The 19,774-nt window shown below is 67.5% G+C and carries 16 protein-coding genes; 7 read left to right on the top strand and 9 right to left on the bottom strand.

Features of this window, described 5'->3' with window-relative positions; translation table 11 throughout:
* Window positions 1–5 precede the first annotated feature (5 nt).
* From clpS to VH569_RS06610, 3 genes are all read right to left on the bottom strand, one after another.
* Entirely contained in the window at window positions 6–332 is a 327-nt protein-coding gene (clpS, locus tag VH569_RS06620) for an ATP-dependent Clp protease adapter ClpS (protein ID WP_014246998.1), read from the bottom strand.
* Between the two features lie 343 nt (window positions 333–675).
* Entirely contained in the window at window positions 676–1,155 is a 480-nt protein-coding gene (locus VH569_RS06615) for a phasin family protein (protein ID WP_109051260.1), read from the bottom strand.
* Window positions 1,156–1,485: 330 nt separating this feature from the next.
* Complete coding sequence (locus VH569_RS06610; protein ID WP_423314656.1) at window positions 1,486–2,010, bottom strand: phasin family protein; 525 nt, start codon at window positions 2,008–2,010, stop codon at window positions 1,486–1,488.
* Window positions 2,011–2,519: 509 nt separating this feature from the next.
* Between VH569_RS06610 and VH569_RS06605 the strand changes: the two genes are divergently transcribed.
* Window positions 2,520–3,281 (top strand): peptidase, encoded by a 762-nt coding sequence (locus VH569_RS06605; RefSeq protein WP_109051258.1) that lies wholly within the window; start codon window positions 2,520–2,522, stop codon window positions 3,279–3,281.
* A 66-nt stretch (window positions 3,282–3,347) separates the two neighbouring features.
* Here VH569_RS06605 and VH569_RS06600 read toward each other — a convergent pair whose 3' ends face one another.
* Window positions 3,348–4,109 (bottom strand): hypothetical protein, encoded by a 762-nt coding sequence (locus VH569_RS06600; protein WP_423314655.1) that lies wholly within the window; start codon window positions 4,107–4,109, stop codon window positions 3,348–3,350.
* Window positions 4,110–4,586: 477 nt separating this feature from the next.
* On the opposite strand from VH569_RS06600, the gene VH569_RS06595 reads away from it, so the two are divergent.
* Window positions 4,587–5,852: a D-alanyl-D-alanine carboxypeptidase gene (locus VH569_RS06595; protein ID WP_423314654.1), complete on the top strand. Its 1,266-nt coding sequence runs from the start codon at window positions 4,587–4,589 to the stop codon at window positions 5,850–5,852.
* Window positions 5,853–5,885: 33 nt separating this feature from the next.
* Here VH569_RS06595 and VH569_RS06590 read toward each other — a convergent pair whose 3' ends face one another.
* From VH569_RS06590 to VH569_RS06580, 3 genes are all read right to left on the bottom strand, one after another.
* The gene (locus VH569_RS06590) at window positions 5,886–6,653 is read right to left on the bottom strand and encodes an Hpt domain-containing response regulator (protein ID WP_423314653.1); all 768 of its coding nucleotides are present in this window, start codon (window positions 6,651–6,653) and stop codon (window positions 5,886–5,888) included.
* Window positions 6,654–6,738: 85 nt separating this feature from the next.
* Window positions 6,739–7,230 carry an MmcB family DNA repair protein gene (locus VH569_RS06585; RefSeq protein WP_423314652.1) on the bottom strand — a complete coding sequence of 164 codons (492 nt, stop codon included), beginning with the start codon at window positions 7,228–7,230 and terminating at the stop codon, window positions 6,739–6,741.
* A gap of 143 nt (window positions 7,231–7,373) precedes the next feature.
* Window positions 7,374–8,984 carry an ATP-binding protein gene (locus VH569_RS06580; protein WP_423314651.1) on the bottom strand — a complete coding sequence of 537 codons (1,611 nt, stop codon included), beginning with the start codon at window positions 8,982–8,984 and terminating at the stop codon, window positions 7,374–7,376.
* Between the two features lie 254 nt (window positions 8,985–9,238).
* On the opposite strand from VH569_RS06580, the gene VH569_RS06575 reads away from it, so the two are divergent.
* The 5 genes from VH569_RS06575 to VH569_RS06555 all read left to right on the top strand — a co-directional run bounded on the left by VH569_RS06575 (window position 9,239) and on the right by VH569_RS06555 (window position 17,442).
* Window positions 9,239–10,708, top strand: coding sequence for a hybrid sensor histidine kinase/response regulator (locus VH569_RS06575; protein WP_423314650.1), 1,470 nt, complete (start codon window positions 9,239–9,241; stop codon window positions 10,706–10,708).
* 302 nt (window positions 10,709–11,010) lie between these two features.
* On the top strand, window positions 11,011–13,296 hold the full coding sequence (locus tag VH569_RS06570; protein ID WP_423314649.1) for an ATP-binding protein: 2,286 nt from the start codon (window positions 11,011–11,013) through the stop codon (window positions 13,294–13,296).
* Window positions 13,297–13,852: 556 nt separating this feature from the next.
* Window positions 13,853–15,241: a bifunctional enoyl-CoA hydratase/phosphate acetyltransferase gene (locus tag VH569_RS06565; RefSeq protein WP_423314803.1), complete on the top strand. Its 1,389-nt coding sequence runs from the start codon at window positions 13,853–13,855 to the stop codon at window positions 15,239–15,241.
* A 14-nt stretch (window positions 15,242–15,255) separates the two neighbouring features.
* A complete protein-coding gene (locus tag VH569_RS06560; protein ID WP_109049870.1) occupies window positions 15,256–16,440 on the top strand; it encodes an acetate/propionate family kinase in 1,185 nt (394 codons plus the stop codon).
* Between the two features lie 111 nt (window positions 16,441–16,551).
* Window positions 16,552–17,442 carry a LysR substrate-binding domain-containing protein gene (locus tag VH569_RS06555; RefSeq protein ID WP_423314648.1) on the top strand — a complete coding sequence of 297 codons (891 nt, stop codon included), beginning with the start codon at window positions 16,552–16,554 and terminating at the stop codon, window positions 17,440–17,442.
* Between the two features lie 4 nt (window positions 17,443–17,446).
* On the opposite strand, the gene VH569_RS06550 is transcribed toward VH569_RS06555, so the two are convergent.
* Together VH569_RS06550 and pgi are read right to left on the bottom strand one after the other, a co-directional pair.
* Complete coding sequence (locus VH569_RS06550) at window positions 17,447–17,698, bottom strand: hypothetical protein (RefSeq protein WP_109445327.1); 252 nt, start codon at window positions 17,696–17,698, stop codon at window positions 17,447–17,449.
* Between the two features lie 151 nt (window positions 17,699–17,849).
* Window positions 17,850–19,514 carry a glucose-6-phosphate isomerase gene (gene pgi, locus VH569_RS06545; protein WP_423314647.1) on the bottom strand — a complete coding sequence of 555 codons (1,665 nt, stop codon included), beginning with the start codon at window positions 19,512–19,514 and terminating at the stop codon, window positions 17,850–17,852.
* Window positions 19,515–19,774 lie beyond the last annotated feature (260 nt).

Genomic DNA, 19,774 nt, shown 5'->3' with positions numbered 1-19,774 from the left:
TGGGTCTAATCCTTTTCTAACGTGCATTGCAGCGGGTGCTGGTTCTGGCGCGCAAAGTCCATCACCTGCGTGACTTTCGTCTCCGCCACCTCGTAGGTGAACACGCCGCACAACCCCACACCCCGCCGGTGCACATGCAGCATGATCTGTGTCGCTTCCTCCCGCGATTTGCTGAAGAAGCGTTCGAGAACGAGAACGACGAACTCCATGGGAGTGTAATCGTCGTTCAGCATCAACACCTTGTACATCGACGGCTTCTTGGTCTTCGGCTTGGCCTTGACGACCACGCCGCTGTTAGTGCCGTCGTTGCCCTGCTTGTCAGAGTCGGCCATGGTCCCAGTCGAATGTCATCGCGATGCACTTTCACTGGGAATGATATGGTCATTTCGGGCGCGGTGGGAAGGGGCCGTTTTCAGCTGACCTCCATTTGGCAGACCCTCCTTTGGACCGCAGGCCCTTCCGCTACTCCGTAATAGGAGACACCGCTTCGGAAATGGCCGCAATCGGCGGAAAACCCTACCCCGATCAAGGGGCCTTCCGACCGTTGGTGGAAGAGGGCGGCCGGGAACGCAAAACGGCCCGGCATCCCAAGGCGGGATACCGGGCCGCTGCGATGCGGTCCTTCAGGTGGGCATTGTCTGCCCACCGGTCAAGAAAACCGGAGAGTCGGGCCGGTCAGGCGGCGACCGGCTTCTTCGACAGAACCTCGACCGTGGCGTTGACGCGGGCGTTCAGCGGAGCCAGCGCCTCGTTGGCGACCTTGACGGTCAGCTCCTGCAGCTTGGTGCTTTCCGACACGAATGCGTCGAGGCTGGCCTTGGTGTAGGCCTTCTGCAGTTCGACCAGTTCCTGGATCGTCTTCACCGCCAGCAGGGCCTTGGCGTTCGACACGCTCTTCTCCAGCGAGGACTGGGTGAAGGCGGCGACCTGCTTGCCGGCCTCTTCCGCGCCCTTGGCGACGACGGTGCCGGACTTCACGAGCGCATCGACATTCTCCTTGGTGAGAACGGTCAGCTCGTCATAGCTCTTCAGCACCTTGGCGGAGGCCTTTTCGATCTGCTCCTGCTGGGCCTTCACCAGGCCTTCCAGGTTCTGCTTGGCAGTGACGATGGCGTCTTCGACGGACTTGGTGACGGCGGCGATCTGGTCGGACATGGCTATGCTCCTCGCGCTCTCTATAAGGGGTCAACCGCGCGGCCCCGGCGATGCGGCGGCCGATTGCGGAGTGGGTTGAAACCCTCGGGCCCCGGCAGAGCGGGCGCCCGAGATATGCTGCACTGCAACATAACCTGAAGATAAGGAAGCCGGCGGGCGGAGTCAATCCGTATTGTGCACTGCACAAAAACTTCCGCGCGAAAATCCGGCAAGCGCATCGGCGGCTCGAACGCAAGACGGCCCGGCAACCGCGTGGAGGTTGCCGGGCCGTTTGCGATGCCGGGGTCCATGGCTGAACCCCGGCCGTCACATGCCATCCGATGGGGCCGCTCAGGCGGCGATCGGCTTGGCGATCGGCTTGGAGAAGGTCTCGACCGTCGCGGTGACGCGGGCGTTCAGCGGGGCCAGCGCCTCGTTGGTGACCTTGGTCGACAGTTCCTGAAGGCGGGTGGTCTCGGCCAGCAGCGAGTCGAAGCTGGACTTCAGGAAATCGTTCTGCAACTCCACCACTTCCTGGATGGTCCGGGCGGTCAGCAGCGCCTTGCCGGTCGTGATGGACTTGTCGAGAGCCGACTGGCCGTAGGCAACGACTTCGCGGCCCAGATCCTCGGCGCCCTTGGCGGCGATGGTGCTGCTGGCGATCAGCGCCTCGACATTGGCCTTGCCGGTGGCCTGCAGGTCCTCGTAGCTCTTCAGCAACTGGGTGGCAGTCTTCTCGAACTGCTCCTTGGCGGCGGTCGCGGTCTGCTCGAACTGCTTGACCGTCTGCTCCTGGCCGGCCTTCACCAGGCCCTCATACTGCTCCTTGGCCTGGGCGGCGACGTTTTCGAGCGACTTCGGCGTGAACTGGTTCATGGCGCGCGTTCCTTCCTGGCTGATGCCGGCGTTTGGTTGGGAGACCCGTCCGCCGCAAAGCGTGGCGAGGAGCCTGCCGGCAGCGGTGTGCGTTGCGTTTTTACGCTGTGCAGCCGTTGACCGCCTGATTCCCCAAGCCGCGGAACGGCGCAGGAAATGCTGCACTGCAATATAAGAGTTTTATGGGCTAAGCACGGCGCGGTGTCAACAGTCCGTTCGGCAGGTATCCGGCTTACTCCCTTGCGCCGCACCATACCCCCATGGCGTGAAGCTCCGATGACAGCCGCGTCGCTTCCGTTGCCGGCCGGCGCCCGCTACGCGGAACCGTCGGCAAGTCCTTGAAAGCGGCCCTGATGGCGGATGTCCTTAACGAAGGCTTTACCGGCGCTGGGACAAGTGTAGCTTGGCCGCGGGCGGGACTCGCCTCGGCCATAGGTCAGGTGCGGCGCTTGGACGCGGCGTGCCGGACCATCCGCTCTTCAGGCCGCATCTTCGGGACCATTTCGATCATGACCTATTGCCTTGGCATCAAGACCCGCGACGGCCTGATCGGTCTGTCGGACGGCCGGATCACCAGCGGATCGCAGCTTTCGTCGGCTCGCAAGGTGACGATGATGGGCAGCGGCGGCGACCGCTTCTTCATCATGAATTCCGGCCTGCGCAGCGTGCGCGACAAGACGCTGGCCTATCTGCGCCGCGACATGCAGAAGCGCCGGGGCGAGTCCTATTCGACCATGCTGGACGCTGTTTCGGCCTTCACCGCTTGCCTGCGGCAAGTCGCCGCGGAGGACAGGGAGTCACTGGAGGCGTCGAAGCTGCACTTCAACCTGCACGCCATCATCGGCGGCCAGCTGGCCGAAGACCGCGAACCCTACATGTTCCTGGTCTATCCGGAGGGCAACTGGATCGAGGTGGACGAGCGCACGCCCTATCTGTCGATCGGTGCCACGGCCTACGGCAAGCCGATCCTGGACCGCGCGCTGACCTACGGCACCGACATGCAGACGGCGCTGAAGCTGGCCTACCTGTCCTTCGACAGCACGCGCTTCTCCAGCAACGATGTCGGCTTCCCCATCGACATGGTGTCCTACCATGCCGAATCGCGCAGCTGGCGCCAGTCGAACTACGACTATGACGACCTCGCCGAACAGCGCCAGTGGTGGAACCGCAACCTGACCGAACTGGCCCGGCGCATGCCGGACGGCCCCTGGGTCGAGACGCTGGTCCCGGAAGACATGCGTCCGCGCCAGCCGGCCGAAGAGACCGTCTGAACCCCGGCGGTCACCCCTGACCGCCACCGCCCTGCGGTCACTTGTGACCGCCACCGTCGGCTTGGCTCATTTCCCTGGAAGGGCGCTCAGCAGCAGCGCCCCGAAGGGGGCAGTCGGGCCGACCAGCCCGTAGTGGCCCAGCCCGTCGCGCCCGATCTGCACCTCGAAGAACACGCCGCCGTCAGCCAGCTGGCCGGAGGAGGGCAGGGTGCGCGGAACCTCGTCGGGAGCCGGCAGGCCGGGATAGGCGATCCCGGTCGGGTCGATGCTGCGCAGCAGCTCCGGGAACCGGGCGTCGGTGAAGCGGCTGGACGGGTAGGGGTAGGCGGTGAAGAACCATTGCCCAGCCCGGCAGCCGTTGATCAGCCAGTAAAAGCCGTTGGACGGCAACCGCAACCCCTGGGGCGGCGGGTCGAAGACCCCGTCCTCGCGCAGGCGGCCGACGAAGCTGTCGAACTGCGCGGCGCTCAGTTGCAGGGTCGCCGTGTTGCCGCGCGCGGCGGAGAACGGATCGGCCAGCGTCAGGCGGGTGAGGTCGGTCGCCTCGATCACGTGGGCTTCGACCGCCGCGCCGCCGCGGTCCGGGTCGCCGACGATGTCGTAGGTGCGGACATGCCGGTTGTAGTCGGCGTTGAAGATCAGCCGGTAGCGGTCGGCGCTGTCCTTGCCGCAGCCGGACCGCAGGTCGTCGCCGTTGAGATAGCTGAACCATGTCAGCTTGCGCGCCACCGGGTTGTCGGTCGGCCCGACGGAACTGCAACCGGCGAGCGTGAGCAGCGCGGCTGCCAGGGCGGCAATCCCCGCCATCCTGGCGGTTGCGCGGACCATGGCCCGACGGTCACTCCCGCGGGAAAAAAAGGCGACCGGAACGGTTCTTTGATGACCACGGCTCATTGTCGCTTGCCTCGCGTCGGCGGCCCCTGGTAGGTGGAGAACGAAGGACGTGGCGGCAAGACCCGATCTCCGGACACCGGTGGGCTTTGGCCTGCCGGAGGGCGCCGGTAATCCGTTTGCCCCTTCCGTTCGCGCCGTGCCGCACCCCTTCCGCCGTGCCGTCCCCGCCGTTCCTTACCCTCTACATGCAGGACCCGCGATTTTGGCCACAGAAACTGCGAAAAGCCAAAGCAGTAAATTAACGAATTCATGCTAGACACTGATTTCGCACGAATTTACCATTGAACCAAGCACCAAGATCTAGCGGTTGGCGGGGCCATCATGAGTGTAACGCGCAACACCGTTCGTAACGGATTGTTTCCGTTCGCCTTTCGCGCGGCGGATACGGCCGGCGGGCGGAGTTCGGCGGGTATGGGTCGCCATCTGCTCGCGGCGGCTGCGCTGCTGGGGATGGTGGCTGTCGGGTCCGGCCTGTCCGCGGCCGAGGCGCTGGCGGCCAAGGCCGCCGCCATCGTGGTCGATGCCCGCACCGGGCAGGTGCTGATCGACCAGGACGCCGATGCGATCACTCATCCGGCGTCGCTGACCAAGATGATGACGCTCTATTTGACCTTCGACGCGCTGGAGGACGGTCGGCTGACCCTCGACCAGCAGTTGCCGGTCTCGTCCTGGGCGGAGAGCATGACGCCGACCAAGCTCGGCCTGCGCGCCGGCCAGACTCTGAAGGTGGAGACGGCGATCCTCGGCCTCGTCACCAAGTCGGCCAACGACGCCGCCGTGGTGCTGGCGGAGGCGCTGGGCGGCACCGAGTCGCGCTTCGCCGAGATGATGACGCGCAAGGCCCGTGAACTGGGCATGCGGCACACCGTCTACCGCAACGCCTCCGGCCTGCCGAACATGGAGCAGGTGACGACCGCCCGCGACTATTCCTTCCTGTCGCGCGCGCTGATGCGCGACCACGCGAAATATTACCCCTATTTCAGCCGCCGCAACTTCGTCTATGGCGGCCGCACCCTGGCCAACCACAACCACCTGATGTCCCGCTACGAGGGCATGGACGGCATCAAGACCGGCTATACCGTGGCGTCCGGCTTCAACCTCGCCGCCTCGGCGGTGCGGGACGGGCGGCGTCTGGTCGGCGTCGTGCTGGGCGGCAAGTCTGCCGTATCGCGCGACAACAGGATGGCGGCGCTGCTCGACCAGGCCTTCGGCCGGCCCAACCGGGGCCGTGACGATGCGCCGGTGATGGCGAGCCTCGACACCACCCGGTCCGACGCCATCGACGGCGAAGGGGACGATGACGACGAGGAGGTCGAGGTCAAGGCCAAGCCGGTCCGCGCCTCGCTGCAGACCGCGGCGGTTCCGGCGGCGATCCCCGCCGCGCCGGCCCGTGAGGAGAAGTCCACCCGTGGCGGCAGCCCCTCGCATTGGGGCGTTCAGGTCGGCGCCTTCTCCAGCAAGGCGGCGGGCAACAAGGCGGTGTCGCAGGCCGTCAAGCAGGCCCCTTTCCTGCTGCGCACCGCCAAGGCCAGCGTGGTCGAGGCCAAGACCGGCAAGGACACCGTCTACCGTGCCCGCCTGACCGGACTGGACGAGAAGGATGCCCGCAAGGCCTGCGCCGTCCTGACCAAGCACGGTCATCACTGCGTCGCCGTTTCGCCCGGCGAGCGGGGCTAAAGGACGGCGCCGACTGCCGCCGGCCGGGGTAAGTTATCCCCGCGCCGCGGCAGCGCAGCGTTCCAGGAATTCAAGCGCCGGCGTCAGCATGCCGGCCAATTCACCGGCTTGGCCGCCCGTATCGGCGCCCGCTTCCTCCAGATCCTTCTCAAGAGCGCGTGCGGCCCGTCGCAGGGCGACGCAGCCATATTGCCCGGACACGCCGGCGATCTTATGGGCCATCGCCCCGGCGGTCGTCCGGTCCCCGTTTTTCAGCGCCTCGTCCAGCGTCTGTCCGTGCTGGCGCAGCACCGCCACCGTCTTGTCGATCAGTTCGGCGACGCGGGCGGCGGGCAGCATCTCCTGCATCGTCCCGATGGCGCGCTCGTCGAACGCCGGTTCAGAAGCCGGGTCGGCTGCCGGCGTCCTGGCCTGCGCTCCCCGGCTCAGCGCCGCCAGCAGGGCGTCGAGCCGCAGCGGCTTGATCAGCGTTCCATCGGCGCCGCAGCCGTCACAGCGGTCCTGGCCTTCGCCGGTGGCGCTGGCGGTCAGCATCAGGATGCGGGGTGTGCCGCCGCCGGACTGGTGCCGGATGGCGCGGACCGCCTCGTCGCCCGGCAGGCCGGGCAGGCCGAGATCCATCAGGATCAGGTCGAAAGCATCGGTCGCAGCGGCGGCGACGGCGGCCTGTCCGTCCTCCACCGCCACCACCCGATGGCCGGCGCGCTCCAGCAGGACGCGGGCGGCAAGGCGGGTGACCGTCTCGTCCTCCGCCAGCAGGATGTGCAAGGGATGTGCTGCGCCCATCTGGTCCGCCGGCATGCCGGTCCGCTCTTCCCGGTTGATGTGGTGGCCGCAGTCTAGCCGGTTCCGTGCCCTTCCGCATCCCCGCGGTCGGGTGGCCGGGTCACACGGTCGGCGAGGATTGGGTAAACATTGGATCCTCGATCCGGTGCAGACGGCCGGCGCCCGTCATCGCGGCGCGCAGGAGCAGGGTCTTGCGGCGGGCGGCGGCCAGCTTGGCGACCGGAGCCTCGCGCAGGACTTCGGCGCCGTAGGCGTCGGCGACGATCAAGCCGCAATCCTCCGGGATCAGTTCGGTCGGGAAGCCGTCATCCACCGCGAAATAGAAAGCATCGCACCATTCGCGATACTCCTGCCATTTCTGGTCGGAGCGGAAATCGGGCACACCGCTCTTCACCTCGACGATCAGGATGGTGCCGGCCTCGTCGATGGCGAGCACGTCGGCCCGCCGGCCGCTCGCCAAACGGAATTCAATCAGGCTGGCATAGCCGCGCGTCGCCAGCGCCCGCCGGACGCCGCGGAAGATCGGCGGCGCGCCCACAGCCGGGAAGCTGGCCTCGTTGTCGGAAACCGGAACGGCAATGTCGTCGCTCATGACGCGGTGCCACCATCGAAACGGGAACGTGTAGGGAACATGCGGCCCACAATGACCTGTCGTCCCGCCCCCGCCAAGGGGCAAAAGGTGGATGCCGGCAGTCGGCGCGGCGAAATTAGCTCGGCAGAAATGGTTTGGCAGAGTCAGCTGGGCAGAATGACCGGAGGCAGGGGCGCCGGGCGGCAGCGGTCGCGCGGCAGGCTGCGGTCGGCGGGGAAGACCAGCACGACCGCGGTGCCGACGCCGGGCTGGCTGGTCAGCTCCATCCGTCCGCCATGCATCTCGACCAGCCGCTTGACGATGGGCAGCCCCAGCCCTGTCCCGCGGGAGTTGCGGGCGATGGTGGAGTCCGGCGGTTCGAACGGGTGGAGGATGCGCGGAAGCTCGGCGCTCGGGATGCCCACGCCGGTATCGGCCACCATCAGCCCGATCCCGCCGTCCGGCATCAGATGCGCGGTCAGCATCACCTCGCCGCCGGGACGGGTGTGGGTGACGGCGTTCGACAGCAGATTGGTCAGCATCTGGGTCAGCGCCTGGGCGTCGCCCTGCAGAAGCGGCAGGTCGGCCGGTACCTCCCGGCGCAAATGCACGTCGCCTTCCTTCGCCACCTCCTGCAGGGCGGAGACGACGCGCAGCGACAGCATGTCGAGGTCCACCCCCTCCTCGGCCATCGGCATGCCGCCGCCATCCAGGCGCGACAGTTCCAGGATGTCGTCGATCAGCGCCAGCAGATGGGTTCCCGCATCGCGGATGTCGCCGGCATAGCTGCGGTAGCGGGGGTTGCCCAGCGGCCCGAACGCCTCGGACAGCAGCATCTCCGAAAAGCCGAGGACGGCGTTCAACGGTGTCCGCAGTTCGTGGCTCATCTGGGCCAGGAAGGCGCTCTTGGCGCGGCTGGCGCTTTCCGCCTCGGCGCGGGCGGTTCGGGCCTCCGCCTCGCGGATGCGCAGCCGCTCCTCGTTCAGTTTCAGCGTGGTGACGTCGGTGTAGTGGACCAGTACGCCGCCCGGCACCGCATGTTCGCGGCTGAGCAGCCAGCGTCCGTCGGGCAGGGGCACGACCACCGGCGGCTCCAGGCGGCGATGGCGCTCCAGCCGTACCGCCACCCAGGCGCGGCGCTCCTCGTCGGTGGTCAGGCGCGGGTCGGTCAGGGCAAAGCGGTTGGCCAGCTCCTCGAACGAAACGCCGGGAACCAGCCGGTCGGCCACATCGGGCAAATCCCTCTTCAGCCGGCCGTTGGCATGGACCAGCCGGTCCTCATGGTCGAACAGGGCGAAGCTTTCCGCACTGTGCTCGAGCGCTGCGGTCAGGCTTTCGGCCAGAGCCTCGGCCACCGTCGGCGCTTCGGGGCCAAGGTCGGTCAGTACGGCGCACAACCCGCCGGCCACAGGGCCGGCCGATACCCGCCAGCGCACCGGCGTCGTGCCATGCCGCGCCGCGACAGTGCGCTCCACCGGGCCGTGCAGGGCATCGGCCAGGGCGGCGAACAGGCCGGGGCAGGCGGCATCGATGCCGCCGCCGCGCAGCCGCCGGCCCGTCAGTGGGGCGATGCCCATCAGCCGCTCCGCCGCCGGGTTGGCGGACAGCCATTCCAGGTCGGTCAGCGCGCCTGTGCAGTCGTGGTGCGCCTTGAGCAATGCAACCGCGTCGGGCAGATGCAGCATGGCGAGCCGCAGAGGATCGGCAGGCGGGAGTTCCCCGGCCGCGGTCCCGCCCCGCCCGGCGTCGGCGCAAGTCTGCGTGTCGCAATCCATCGGGCGATCATTGCGGCCTATTCCTAAAAAACGCTGAAGGCCGAATCAAATAAGTCACCGAATATTTGTCGAATTGTAACAAGCGAGGTGGGAAGTCCTTTCAATGCATAGGGTTTACCGAAAAAGCAACGAAAGGTTTGATTGAGGTGACCGTTATGATCTTCGCGTTCCATCTGCCCAATGGCGGGCTTTGCAACGGGCCGTGCCTTCCATAGTCTCTAGTCCTATCGGAGCATGAGGTTTGGGATGCAGGTGTGACGGTGAACGGCAGCCACGACGACGCCGGCAGCGCGGGGCCGGCCCTTCTGGTGTTCGGGACCGATGGACGGCTCGCCGACTGGACGCCTGCGGCAGCGGTCCTCCCGCTGCTGGCCGGACGCCTGACCGCCGGCATGCCGGCCGACGAACTGGAGACCAGCCTGTTCCCGTCCGCCGGACCGCACATGGTGCCCGACCGCAAGGTGCTGCGGCTTGCCGGCGGGGGGATAGTGTGGCGGTTCGAGCTGTCGGCCTCTTCCATCTCTGCGAATGCCGGCTCCCCTGCGGTCCGGCGGATGCCCGATCCGGCCGACAGGCTGTTCGCGGCGGCGAGCCATGACCTTCGCCAGCCTTTGGCCGCACTCTCGCTGCTCATCGGCACGCTGGATGGCCGGCTGGATGCAGGGGTGGTGGAAAGCAGAGTGGCGGAAAGCCGGTTTGGGGAGGGGCGCGACCTGCTGCGCTCGATGGCCCAGGCGGTGGAGTCGATGCGCAGCATGGTCGATGGCCATTTCGACCTTGTCCGCCTGGAAAGCGGCCTGATGGAGCCGGACATCCGCACCCACGCGGTGAATGGCGTCCTGATGCGTCTGGCGCTGGAGGTGGCGCCGCGCTTCGCCGACCGCGGTCTGCGCTTCTCCGTGATGCCCTGTTCGGCGATGGTGCGGACCGACTCCGCACTGCTGGAACGCCTGCTGCACGGGCTGGTCGCCAATGCCCTGCGCGGCACGGTGCGGGGCCGCGTTCTGCTGGGCTGCCGCCTGCGCGGCGACTGCCTGCGCGTCGAGGTGTGGGACAGCGGCCGTGGCCTGTCGTCGCAGCGGCTGGCGGGCCTGCGGACCGAACTGGCGAAGCCGGTCGGGGAGGGGGGAGGGGCGCTCGGCCTTGACCTGACCCTCGTGCGTGGCCTCGCCCGCAAGCTCGGCCTCGGGCTGGAGGTCTGCGCCGAGGAGGGGCGGGGCACCGTCTTCGCCGTCCTTGTCCCGATATCCGTCGAACATGGGGCCGAAGGGGCGGACGCCTCCGCACAGGCGGAGAGCGCGGCAACCGGGTCATCGGCGTCCGATGGCGGCACAACCGACATCAGCCGCACCCGCATCCTGGTGATCGAGGACGACCCCATGGTGCTGGCGGCGCTGGAGGCGCTGCTCGGGCAATGGGGATGCAGTGTCGTCGGCGCGGACTCCTACGACATGGCGGTCGAGCGGCTCGGCCCGGCACCCGAACACTTCCACCTGATCATTTCCGATCTGCGGCTGAAGGGAGCAGCCAACGGCATCGTCGCGATCCGGCAGATCGTCAAGCTGTTCGACCGTCCGGTTCCGGGAATGATCCTGACCGGCGACACCGATCCAAAGCGGCTGCGCGAGGCGCGGCTGTCCGGCTATCCGCTGTTGCACAAGCCGGTGGCCCCGCTTGCCCTGCGTACCGCCGTCGTCCGCCTGCTCGGGCATGATCCGCTTTGATAACAAAGATCAGACGGTCTCTGGAGGGGTTCAGGAGAAGTATGCAGAAGATAGAGTGTCGAAACTATCGTGGTTTTGTGCGGTGCAATGACATTTCTGAAACAGAGGTCGAGGGTATGCTGCGAAGTGCGACAGAGTTTCGCCCATTCTTCTCAATGCAATAGTCCTTTTCCCTACCAATGGTTAGATCGCTATCCTCCTTTCGTTTGAATTTCAAGTTTCGCATACCTTTTTATGTCTTGCCTTCGCTATGATTGGTTTGAGCACTCGCTGTTCGAACGGATTGGGTGGAGGGCGTTCGGATGAACCGGCGTTATCGGGAAGGGGGACGGACCGGGAAACTGGCGGTGATCGTCATCGCCGGAATGTTCCTGTCTTTTTCGGCCTTTCTGATGATCAGGAGCGCCACCCGCGGAGCGGAACTTGCTCTGGCCGACCGCCAGGCCATCCAGCTCCATGACCAGCTGAAGTCTGATTTCGAGGATCAGAGCGTGCTTCTGCGCGCGCTCAGCGGTCCGATGGCCGGTCCGGCTCCGGTCACGGAGGCGAGCTTCGCGTCGGCCGTCGAACCGCTGCTGCCGCTTTACCCCAACCTGCATGCCGTCGCCTGGGCGCGCCGGATCGCCGAACGGGACGTTCCGCTGCTGGAGCGCGCCATGCGCGCGGCCGGCCACGGTTCCTTCGCCGTCCGCACCGCCGGTGGCGGGGGGAGCGCGGAGTCCGATGGCGGTGCCGGCGATTCTTCCGCCGGGCAGCTTGCCGCCGCCCGGTTCGTCACTGTGCTGGCCGAACCGCGGTCCGCCGCCGGGCTGGTCGGACTGGACATGGCCACCCTTCCCGGCCAGCGCGACGTGCTGGCCCGCTCCTGCACCGCCAACCGCATCGTCGCGGCCGGCGGCGAGCCGCTGAGGTATGAGCTGGGCAGGAGGTCCGTGCTGATCTATCTGCCGGTCTATTCCCGCGAGGTCGATCCCGACGACGGCCGTCCCTACGCCGGTGGGCGCCTCGTCTGCGATGTGCTGACCGGCTTCCTGTGGACCAGCTTCGATGTCGGGCAGCTGCTGCGCGATTCGGTCCGCCGGGTCGGGCTGAGCGTCGGCGATGCCTATCTGCTGGAGCCGCCGGGCCAGACGACCTCCGGACCATCGCGGCTGCTGGCCGCCGAGGGGGCGATCGGCCGTCCCGGCGAGCTGCCGCACCCGCCGGTCGATGCACTCACCGTGGAGCAGCTGACCGGCCCGGCGGCGCCGTACGCCATCGTCCGCGACATCGCCTATGGCGGCCGGGTGTGGCGGCTCCATGTGGTTCCGAGCCCGGCGCGGCTGTTCAGCGTGGAAGACCGGCTGGCTTGGACGATGCTGATCGGCGGGCTTCTGCTGACTGCCGGCGGCGCCGCCTATGTCCTGCGCGAGGGGAGGACCCGGCGCCTGCTCCAGACCGAGGCGCGCGCCCGCGCCGCCATGGCCCGTGCCCTGCGCGAGAGCGAGGAACGGTTCCGGATGGCTCTGCGCTATTCCAAGGTGACGCTGTTCAGCCAGGACCGGGATCTGCGGCACCTGTGGATTTACTGCCCGCGCATGGATCTGAATCCGGAGCGCATGATCGGCCGGACCGACGGCGATCTGTTCCCGCCGGAGGAGGCGGCGCGGACGGTCGCTCTCAAGCGGTCCGTGATGGAAAGCGGGGTCGGGACCCGATGCGAACTGGAGCTGACCTATTGCGGCAGCCGCCGGGTGCTCGACCTGTCGGTGGAGCCGATGCGGGACGAGACGGGGGCGGTGGCCGGCGTCATCTGCGCCGCCATCGACGTGACGGAGTCGGCCGACATCCGCGAGGCGCTGGCCCGCGCCCATGCCGAGGCGGAGCGGGCCAACCAGGCCAAGAGCCGCTTCCTGGCCGCCGCCAGCCACGACCTGCGCCAGCCCTTCCAGGCGATGAGCCTGTTCCACCACATCCTGATGTCCAAGCTGGACGATCCCCATCAGGTGGAGGTGGCGAACAAGCTGGGAGAGGCGCTGACCGCCGGCAACACGCTGCTGTCCACCCTGCTCGACACCTCCGCGCTGGAGGTCGGCAACGTCAAGCCGCGGGTCGTCGAATTCGACGTGCAGGACATCCTGAGCCGTCTGGCGGTGGAGATCGGCGATCAGGCCATCGACCGCGGGCTTCTGCTGCGGATGGTTTCCTGTTCCGTCCGCGTGAAGAGCGATCCGATCCTGCTGGAGCGGATGGTGCGCAACCTGCTGGTCAACGCCCTGCGCTACACCACGGAAGGGCGGATCCTGCTGGGCTGCCGGCGCCGGTCCACCGCCGATGGCGGGATGCGCCTGTCCATCGAGGTATGGGACACCGGTCCCGGCATCGCCGAGGCGGAAATGGCTGCGATCTTCGAGGATTTCTACCGCTGCGGCACCGACCAGCGCGACAGCGGCCGCGGGCTCGGCCTGGGACTGTCGATCGTCCGCCGCATGGCCGAGATGCTGGACCATCCCGTCACCGTGCGGTCGCGGGTGGGGCGCGGCACCATGTTCGCCGTCAGCATTCCGGTCGTGGCACAGCAATGCTCCTGCTGCGCCGCCGCCGACTGAGCGGTCCGCCGTCTTCCTCCATTTTGCAGCGCGCAATGGTGGCAGTTCCGCAGGCCGGTCCGCTTTTTCCGTCCTGGTCTGCGCAAGTTTCGGTTATGCTGCGTCTGCTCACTGAACCGAAACGATCCCAGTAACCCAACTGCAACAATGGCTTGGAAACTTTATTGATGTAGGTCATTGGGCCCCTTCGCCATAGGGGCTATTGCTTCCGCACAAGCACAGTCCTTTGGAAAAGCTTGGAAAGCGAAGGTTCCGTTTCGAAGGAACCCAACAAGACGGAGTTCGGCCGGTCGCCATGGCCTGCCCGGCAAGGGCGCCGGCGGCGACGGGAACCGGACTTGGGAGGATACGGCCTGCCGCCGCGACGGATGCCCCGGCCAACGGGCATCCGGTCCGGTCACCGGCATTCGGGTCTTCGCCATTCCGGCGGGGTCCGTTGGTCGGGCGCCGCGATCCTTTTCAGGAGCATTCTAGTATGGACACCGCCATCGCCGCCCCCTCCGCCGCCCCGGCGGGTCGCAGCGGCATCGTTCCGACCGGCAAGAACGGCAGCCCCATGATCGAAAACGTCACGTTCGAGGAAATCCGCATCGGCCAGCAGGCGAGCCTGTCGCGCCGTCTGACCATGTCCGACATCGAGCTGTTCGCGACGGTGTCCGGCGACCTCAACCCGTCCCATGTGGACGAGGATTACGCCGTCGACCACAAGGTGGTCGGCCACGGCATGTGGTCGGGCTCGCTGATCTCCGCCGTCCTCGGCACCCTGCTGCCCGGCCCCGGCACCGTCTATGTCGGCCAGGATTTGCGCTTCGAACGTCCGGTCCTGCTGGGCGACATCGTCACCGTGACCGTTACCGCCAGGTCCAAGGATGCGGCGCGCAAGACGGTGGTCTTCGACTGCCTGTGCCTCAACCAGGACGGCCGGACGGTCGCGACCGGCGTGGCCGAGGTGATCGCCCCGACCGAGAAGGTGTGCCGCGCCGCGGCGGAACTGCCGCAGGTGCAGGTCATCCGCCATGACGGCCACGAGCTGATGCTGAAGAAGTGCGAGTCGCTGCCGCCGGTGCCGACCGCCGTCGTCCATCCCTGCGACGAAAGCTCGCTGCGCGGCGCCGTCGAGGCTGCCGAAGCGAACCTGATCGACCCGGTGCTGGTCGGTCCGGAATCGAAGATCCGGTCGGTCGCCGACGCCTGTGGCCTCGACATCTCGCGCTACCGCATCGTCGACGTCGCCCACAGCCATGCCTCGGCCGAGACCGGCGTGCGGCTTGCCCGCACCGGCGAGTGCGAGGCGGTGATGAAGGGCAGCCTGCACACCGACGAGCTGATGGGCGAGGTGGTGAGGAAGGAGACCGGCCTGCGCACCGGCCGCCGCCTGAGCCACGTCTTCGTGATGAACGTCCCGACCTACCCGCGGCCGCTGCTGATCACCGATGCGGCGATCAACATCTACCCGACGCTGGAGGACAAGGTCAGCATCGTGCAGAACGCCATCGACCTCGCCAAGGTGCTGGGCACCGAGGTGCCGCGCGTCGCCATCCTGTCGGCGGTCGAGACCATCAACACCAAGATCGCCTCGACGCTGGAGGCCGCAGCGCTCTGCAAGATGGCCGACCGCGGCCAGATCACCGGCGGCATCCTCGACGGCCCGCTGGCCTTCGACAACGCCATCAGCCGCGAAGCCGCCATCACCAAGGGCATCAAGTCCGAGGTGGCCGGTCAGGCCGACATCCTGCTGGTCCCCGATCTGGAGGCCGGCAACATGCTGGCCAAGCAGCTGTCCTTCCTGGCCCATGCGGATGCCGCCGGCATCGTGCTCGGCGCCCGGGTGCCGATCATCCTGACCAGCCGCGCCGACAATGTGCGCACCCGTCTGGCGTCCTGCGCCGTGGCCGTCCTCTCTGCCGCCGCGCGCCGCCGCGGTGCCGCCCCCGCGGCCGAGTAAGAAGGTCCGACGCCATGTCCAACGCGATCCTCGTCATCAATGCCGGCTCCTCCAGCCTGAAATTCTCGGTGTTCCGGGATCATGGCGGCGGGGATCCGGTGGTCACGATCAACGGCCAGATCTCGGGCATCGGCACCCAGCCGGTGTTCGAGGCCAAGGACGCCCAGCGCCGTCCGCTCGCCGAAAAGAGCTGGGGTGCCGGTGAGGCCAGTGACCGCACCGCCCTGCTGTCCTACCTGCTCGACTGGATCGAGGAGCGGCTGGACGGGGCGACGCTGATCGCCGCCGGGCACCGGGTGGTGCATGGCGGCGTCCGCCATGCCGCCCCGGTGCTGCTGACCCCCGCCGTGCTGGACGAGCTGGACGGTCTGGTCCCGCTCGCCCCGCTGCACCAGCCGCACAACCTCGCCGCCATCCGTGCGCTGGCCGAGGCGCATCCGGAGCTGCCGCAGGTCGCCTGCTTCGACACCGCCTTCCACCGCAACCAGCCCTGGCAGGCCCAGACCTTCGCCATTCCGCGGGAACTGACCGAGGAGGGCGTGCGGCGCTACGGCTTCCACGGCCTGTCCTACGAGTACATCTCCCGCCGGCTGCCGGAGATCGCGCCGGACCTCAGCGATTCGCGGGTGGTCGTCGCCCATCTCGGCAGCGGCGCCAGCATGTGCGCCATCCATGGCGGGCGCAGCGTCGACAGCACCATGGGCTTCACCGCGCTGGACGGCCTGCCGATGGGCACCCGCTGCGGCACCATCGACCCCGGCGTGCTGATCTACCTGATGCGCAAGGGCATGGATGCCGGCGCCATCGAGAAGATGCTGTACAACAAGTCCGGCCTGCTCGGCGTGTCCGGCATCTCCAACGACATGCGCGCCTTGCTCGACAGCAGCGACCCGCATGCGCAGGAGGCGGTGGAGCTGTTCTGCTTCCGCATCGCCAAGGAGACCGGCGCGCTGTCCGCCTCGATGGGCGGTGTCGATGCGCTGGTGTTCACCGCCGGCATCGGCGAACGCTCCGCCCCGGTGCGGGCGCGGGTCGGCGACAAGCTGGCCTGGATGGGGGTGGACATCGACGCGGCGGCCAACGAAGCCAATGCGACGAAGATCTCGACCCCCGGCAGCCGCCTGCCGGTTTATGTCATCCCGACCGACGAGGAACGGATGATCGCGCTGCACACCCGCAAGGTGCTGACGGGGCGGTGAGCGATTTGTGGGGGGGGCGGCATCGACCGACGCCCCCCACATCCCCCTGGAGCCCGCCCCCCATTCGGTGCTAGCACGCCCACCGGCATCACGCATCGTCCGGGGGAAATTTTGGTCCGCCCCTATCTGCCGCTGAACGCCCTGCGTGCCTTCGAGGCGTCGGCGCGGCATCTCAGCTTCACCCGCGCGGCCATCGAGCTGTGCGTGACCCAGGCCGCCGTCAGCCATCAGGTCAAACTGCTGGAGGAGCGGCTGGGCGCCAGCCTGTTCCATCGCCTGCCGCGCGGTCTCGCCCTGACCGACGAGGGGAGGGCGCTGCTGCCGACGCTGGAGGAGGCGTTCGACCGCATCGGCGGTCTGCTCGACCAGTTCGAGGGCGGGCGGTTCCGCGAGGTTTTGACGGTCGGCGCCGTCGGCACCTTCGCCGTCGGCTGGCTGCTGCCGCGGCTGACGCGCTTCCGCGAGGCGCATCCCTTCGTCGATTTGCGCCTGTCCACCAACAACAACCGCGTCGACATCGCGGCGGAGGGGCTGGACTACGCCATCCGCTTCGGTGACGGCGCGTGGCACGGCACCGAGGCCGTTCCTCTGTTCGACGCGCCGCTGTCGGTGCTGTGCGCACCGGAGATCGCCCGGCGGCTGCGTGAGCCCGCCGATGTCGGGCGCGAGACCCTGCTGCGCTCCTACCGGTCCGACGAATGGCCGGGCTGGTTCGCTGCCGCCGGGGTGGAGCCGGCGGCGATGCCGGCGGTCAAGGGGCCGGTCTTCGACTCCTCCTCGCTGATGGTGGAGGCGGCGATCCAGGGGGCCGGGGTGGCATTGGCCCCGGTGGCGATGTTCCGCCGTCCGCTGGCCGTGGGGCTGATCGAGCAGCCCTTCGCCGTCACCGTCTGCAAGGGCGCCTATTGGCTGACCTCGCTGAAGTCGCGGCCGGAGACGCCGACCATGCGCGCCTTCCGCGACTGGCTTTTCGGCATGGTCGCGGAAGAGGCGGCAGGCTGAGCGGTCAGGACAGGGTGACGCGGCGCGGCGCCTGCTGGCGCTCCCGCTGCTGCCAGAAGCGCAGCCGCAGCCGCGGCGCCATGAACCAGGCGATGGGAGCGGCAAGGATGACGCTGAGGATCACCACGGTCGGCATCAGCGTCATCGCCTGCTCGGAAAAGCTGGGGATGCCCAGGACCAGGACGGTGCCGATGCCGAAGACCACACCCTGGATCATGCCGTAGATCAGGATGGCGAGGCGTAAACGGGTGGACATGGGGCTGCTCCGCTGAAGTTGGATGGTGCATGGACCGTTTCCCTCTTCAACCGGAGCGAAGCCACAATGTTCCGAACGCCATCGGAGGGAGTCTGCTCCGCCCGATAGCGTTCGTATACATACAATTATTGGGCGTGACGCGAGTTTGCCCTTACTGATGCGCCCGCCACCATGCCATCAGGCCGGTGGTGGAGCTGTCATGCGCGCCCTCTGCCGGCCCGGCTTCCATCTCCGGCAGGATGGTGTTGGCGAGCTGCTTGCCCAGCTCGACGCCCCACTGGTCGAAGCTGTTGATGTCCCAGACGATGCCCTGGACGAAGACCTTGTGCTCGTACAGCGCGATCAGGGCGCCCAGCGTCGCCGGGGTCAGGCTCTGCATCAGGATGGTGTTGGACGGGCGGTTGCCGGGGAAGACGCGGTGGGGGACCAGCGCCTCCACCTCATCCGCCGGCTTGCCGGCCCTGGTCATCTCCGCCCGCACCTCGTCGGCGGTCTTGCCGCGCATCAGCGCCTCGGTCTGGGCGAAGACGTTGGACAGCAGGATGCGGTGATGGGCGCCGGCCTCGGCCCCGATCGGGTTGTGGCTGGTCGCCGCCGCCACGAAGTCGCAGGGGATCAGCGAGGTGCCCTGGTGGATCAGCTGGTAGAAGGCGTGCTGGCCGTTGGTGCCGGGCTCGCCGAACAGCACCGGGCCGGTCTGGTAGTCCACCGGCTCGCCGCCGCGGGTCACCGACTTGCCGTTGCTCTCCATGTCCAGCTGCTGGAGATAGGCGGGGAAGCGGTGCAGATACTGGTCGTAGGGCAGCACCGCGTAGGACGAGGCGTCCCAGAAATTGCGGTACCAGACGCCCAGCAAGGCCAACAGCACCGGCATGTTGCGCTCAAGCGGCGCGGTCTGGAAATGCTCGTCCATCGCATGGGCGCCGGCCAGCATCTCGGCGAAGCGCTCCGGGCCGATGGCGATCATGATCGGCAGGCCGATGGCCGACCACAGCGAATAGCGGCCGCCGACCCAGTCCCAGAAGCCGAACATGTTGGCCGGGTCGATGCCGAACTTGCGCACCTCCGCCTCGTTGGTGGAGACGGCGACGAAGTGCTTGGCGACATGCGCCTCGTCCTGCGCGGTCTCCAGGAACCAGCGGCGGGCGGAATGGGCGTTGGTCAGCGTCTCCTGCGTCGTGAAGGTCTTGGACGCGATGACGAACAGCGTCGTCTCCGGATCCAGCCACTTCAGCTGTTCGGCCAGATGGGTGCCGTCGACGTTGGAGACGTAATGCAGCGCGACATGGGCATGGGCGAAGGGCTTCAGCGCCTCCGTCGCCATGACGGGACCGAGGTCGGAGCCGCCGATGCCGATGTTCACCACGTCGGTGATCGGCTGGCCGGTATAGCCGCGCCACTCGCCGTCGCGCACCGAATTGGCGAAGGCGTCCATCCGCTCCAGCACCGCACGCACGCCCGGCATCACGTCGCGGCCATCGACGGTGACGGCGCGGTTGGAGCGGTTGCGGAGCGCCGTGTGCAGGACCGCGCGCTTTTCCGTCAGGTTGATCGGCTCGCCGCCGAACATGCGGGCACGCGCGCCTTCCACATCCTGCTGGCGGGCGAGGTCGAGCAGCAGGCGGACCGTGTCCTGGGTGATGCGGTTCTTCGAATAGTCGAGGAACAGCCCCGCGGCTTCCATCGAGAAGGCTTTGAACCGGCTGGGATCGGCAGCGAACAGGTCGCGCATGTGCGTGCCGGCCATGTCCTGGCGGTGTTGGGCGAGGGCGGCCCAAGCCTGTGTATGGGCGGGAGAGCGGGTCGGCGCGGTCATGATGCTTTGGACTCCTTGACGTCAGCGGTCCTTTGACGCGGCCCCTCTTCGGGGTGTGCGGGGAGCCTAGCACCGACACTCCGCGACCACCACGGCCCAAAATGCTGCTGACGCCACCGCCGATCCGCCTATGCGTGCCAGCCGATGCCCTGGTCGCAAGCCGTTTGTCCGCTTCATTGAAGCTGGCGGATCGACATTCCGGCTCAGTTAATCGCATACGTTTATAAGTATTAAATGAATCATTTTGATTCTTTTTAATG

Origin of the sequence: Azospirillum sp. 11R-A (assembly GCF_049472615.1) — a bacterium.
Taxonomy (GTDB): domain Bacteria; phylum Pseudomonadota; class Alphaproteobacteria; order Azospirillales; family Azospirillaceae; genus Azospirillum; species Azospirillum palustre.
Note: the sequence above shows the minus strand (reverse complement) of the source record. Positions and strands in the feature narration are given on the sequence as shown.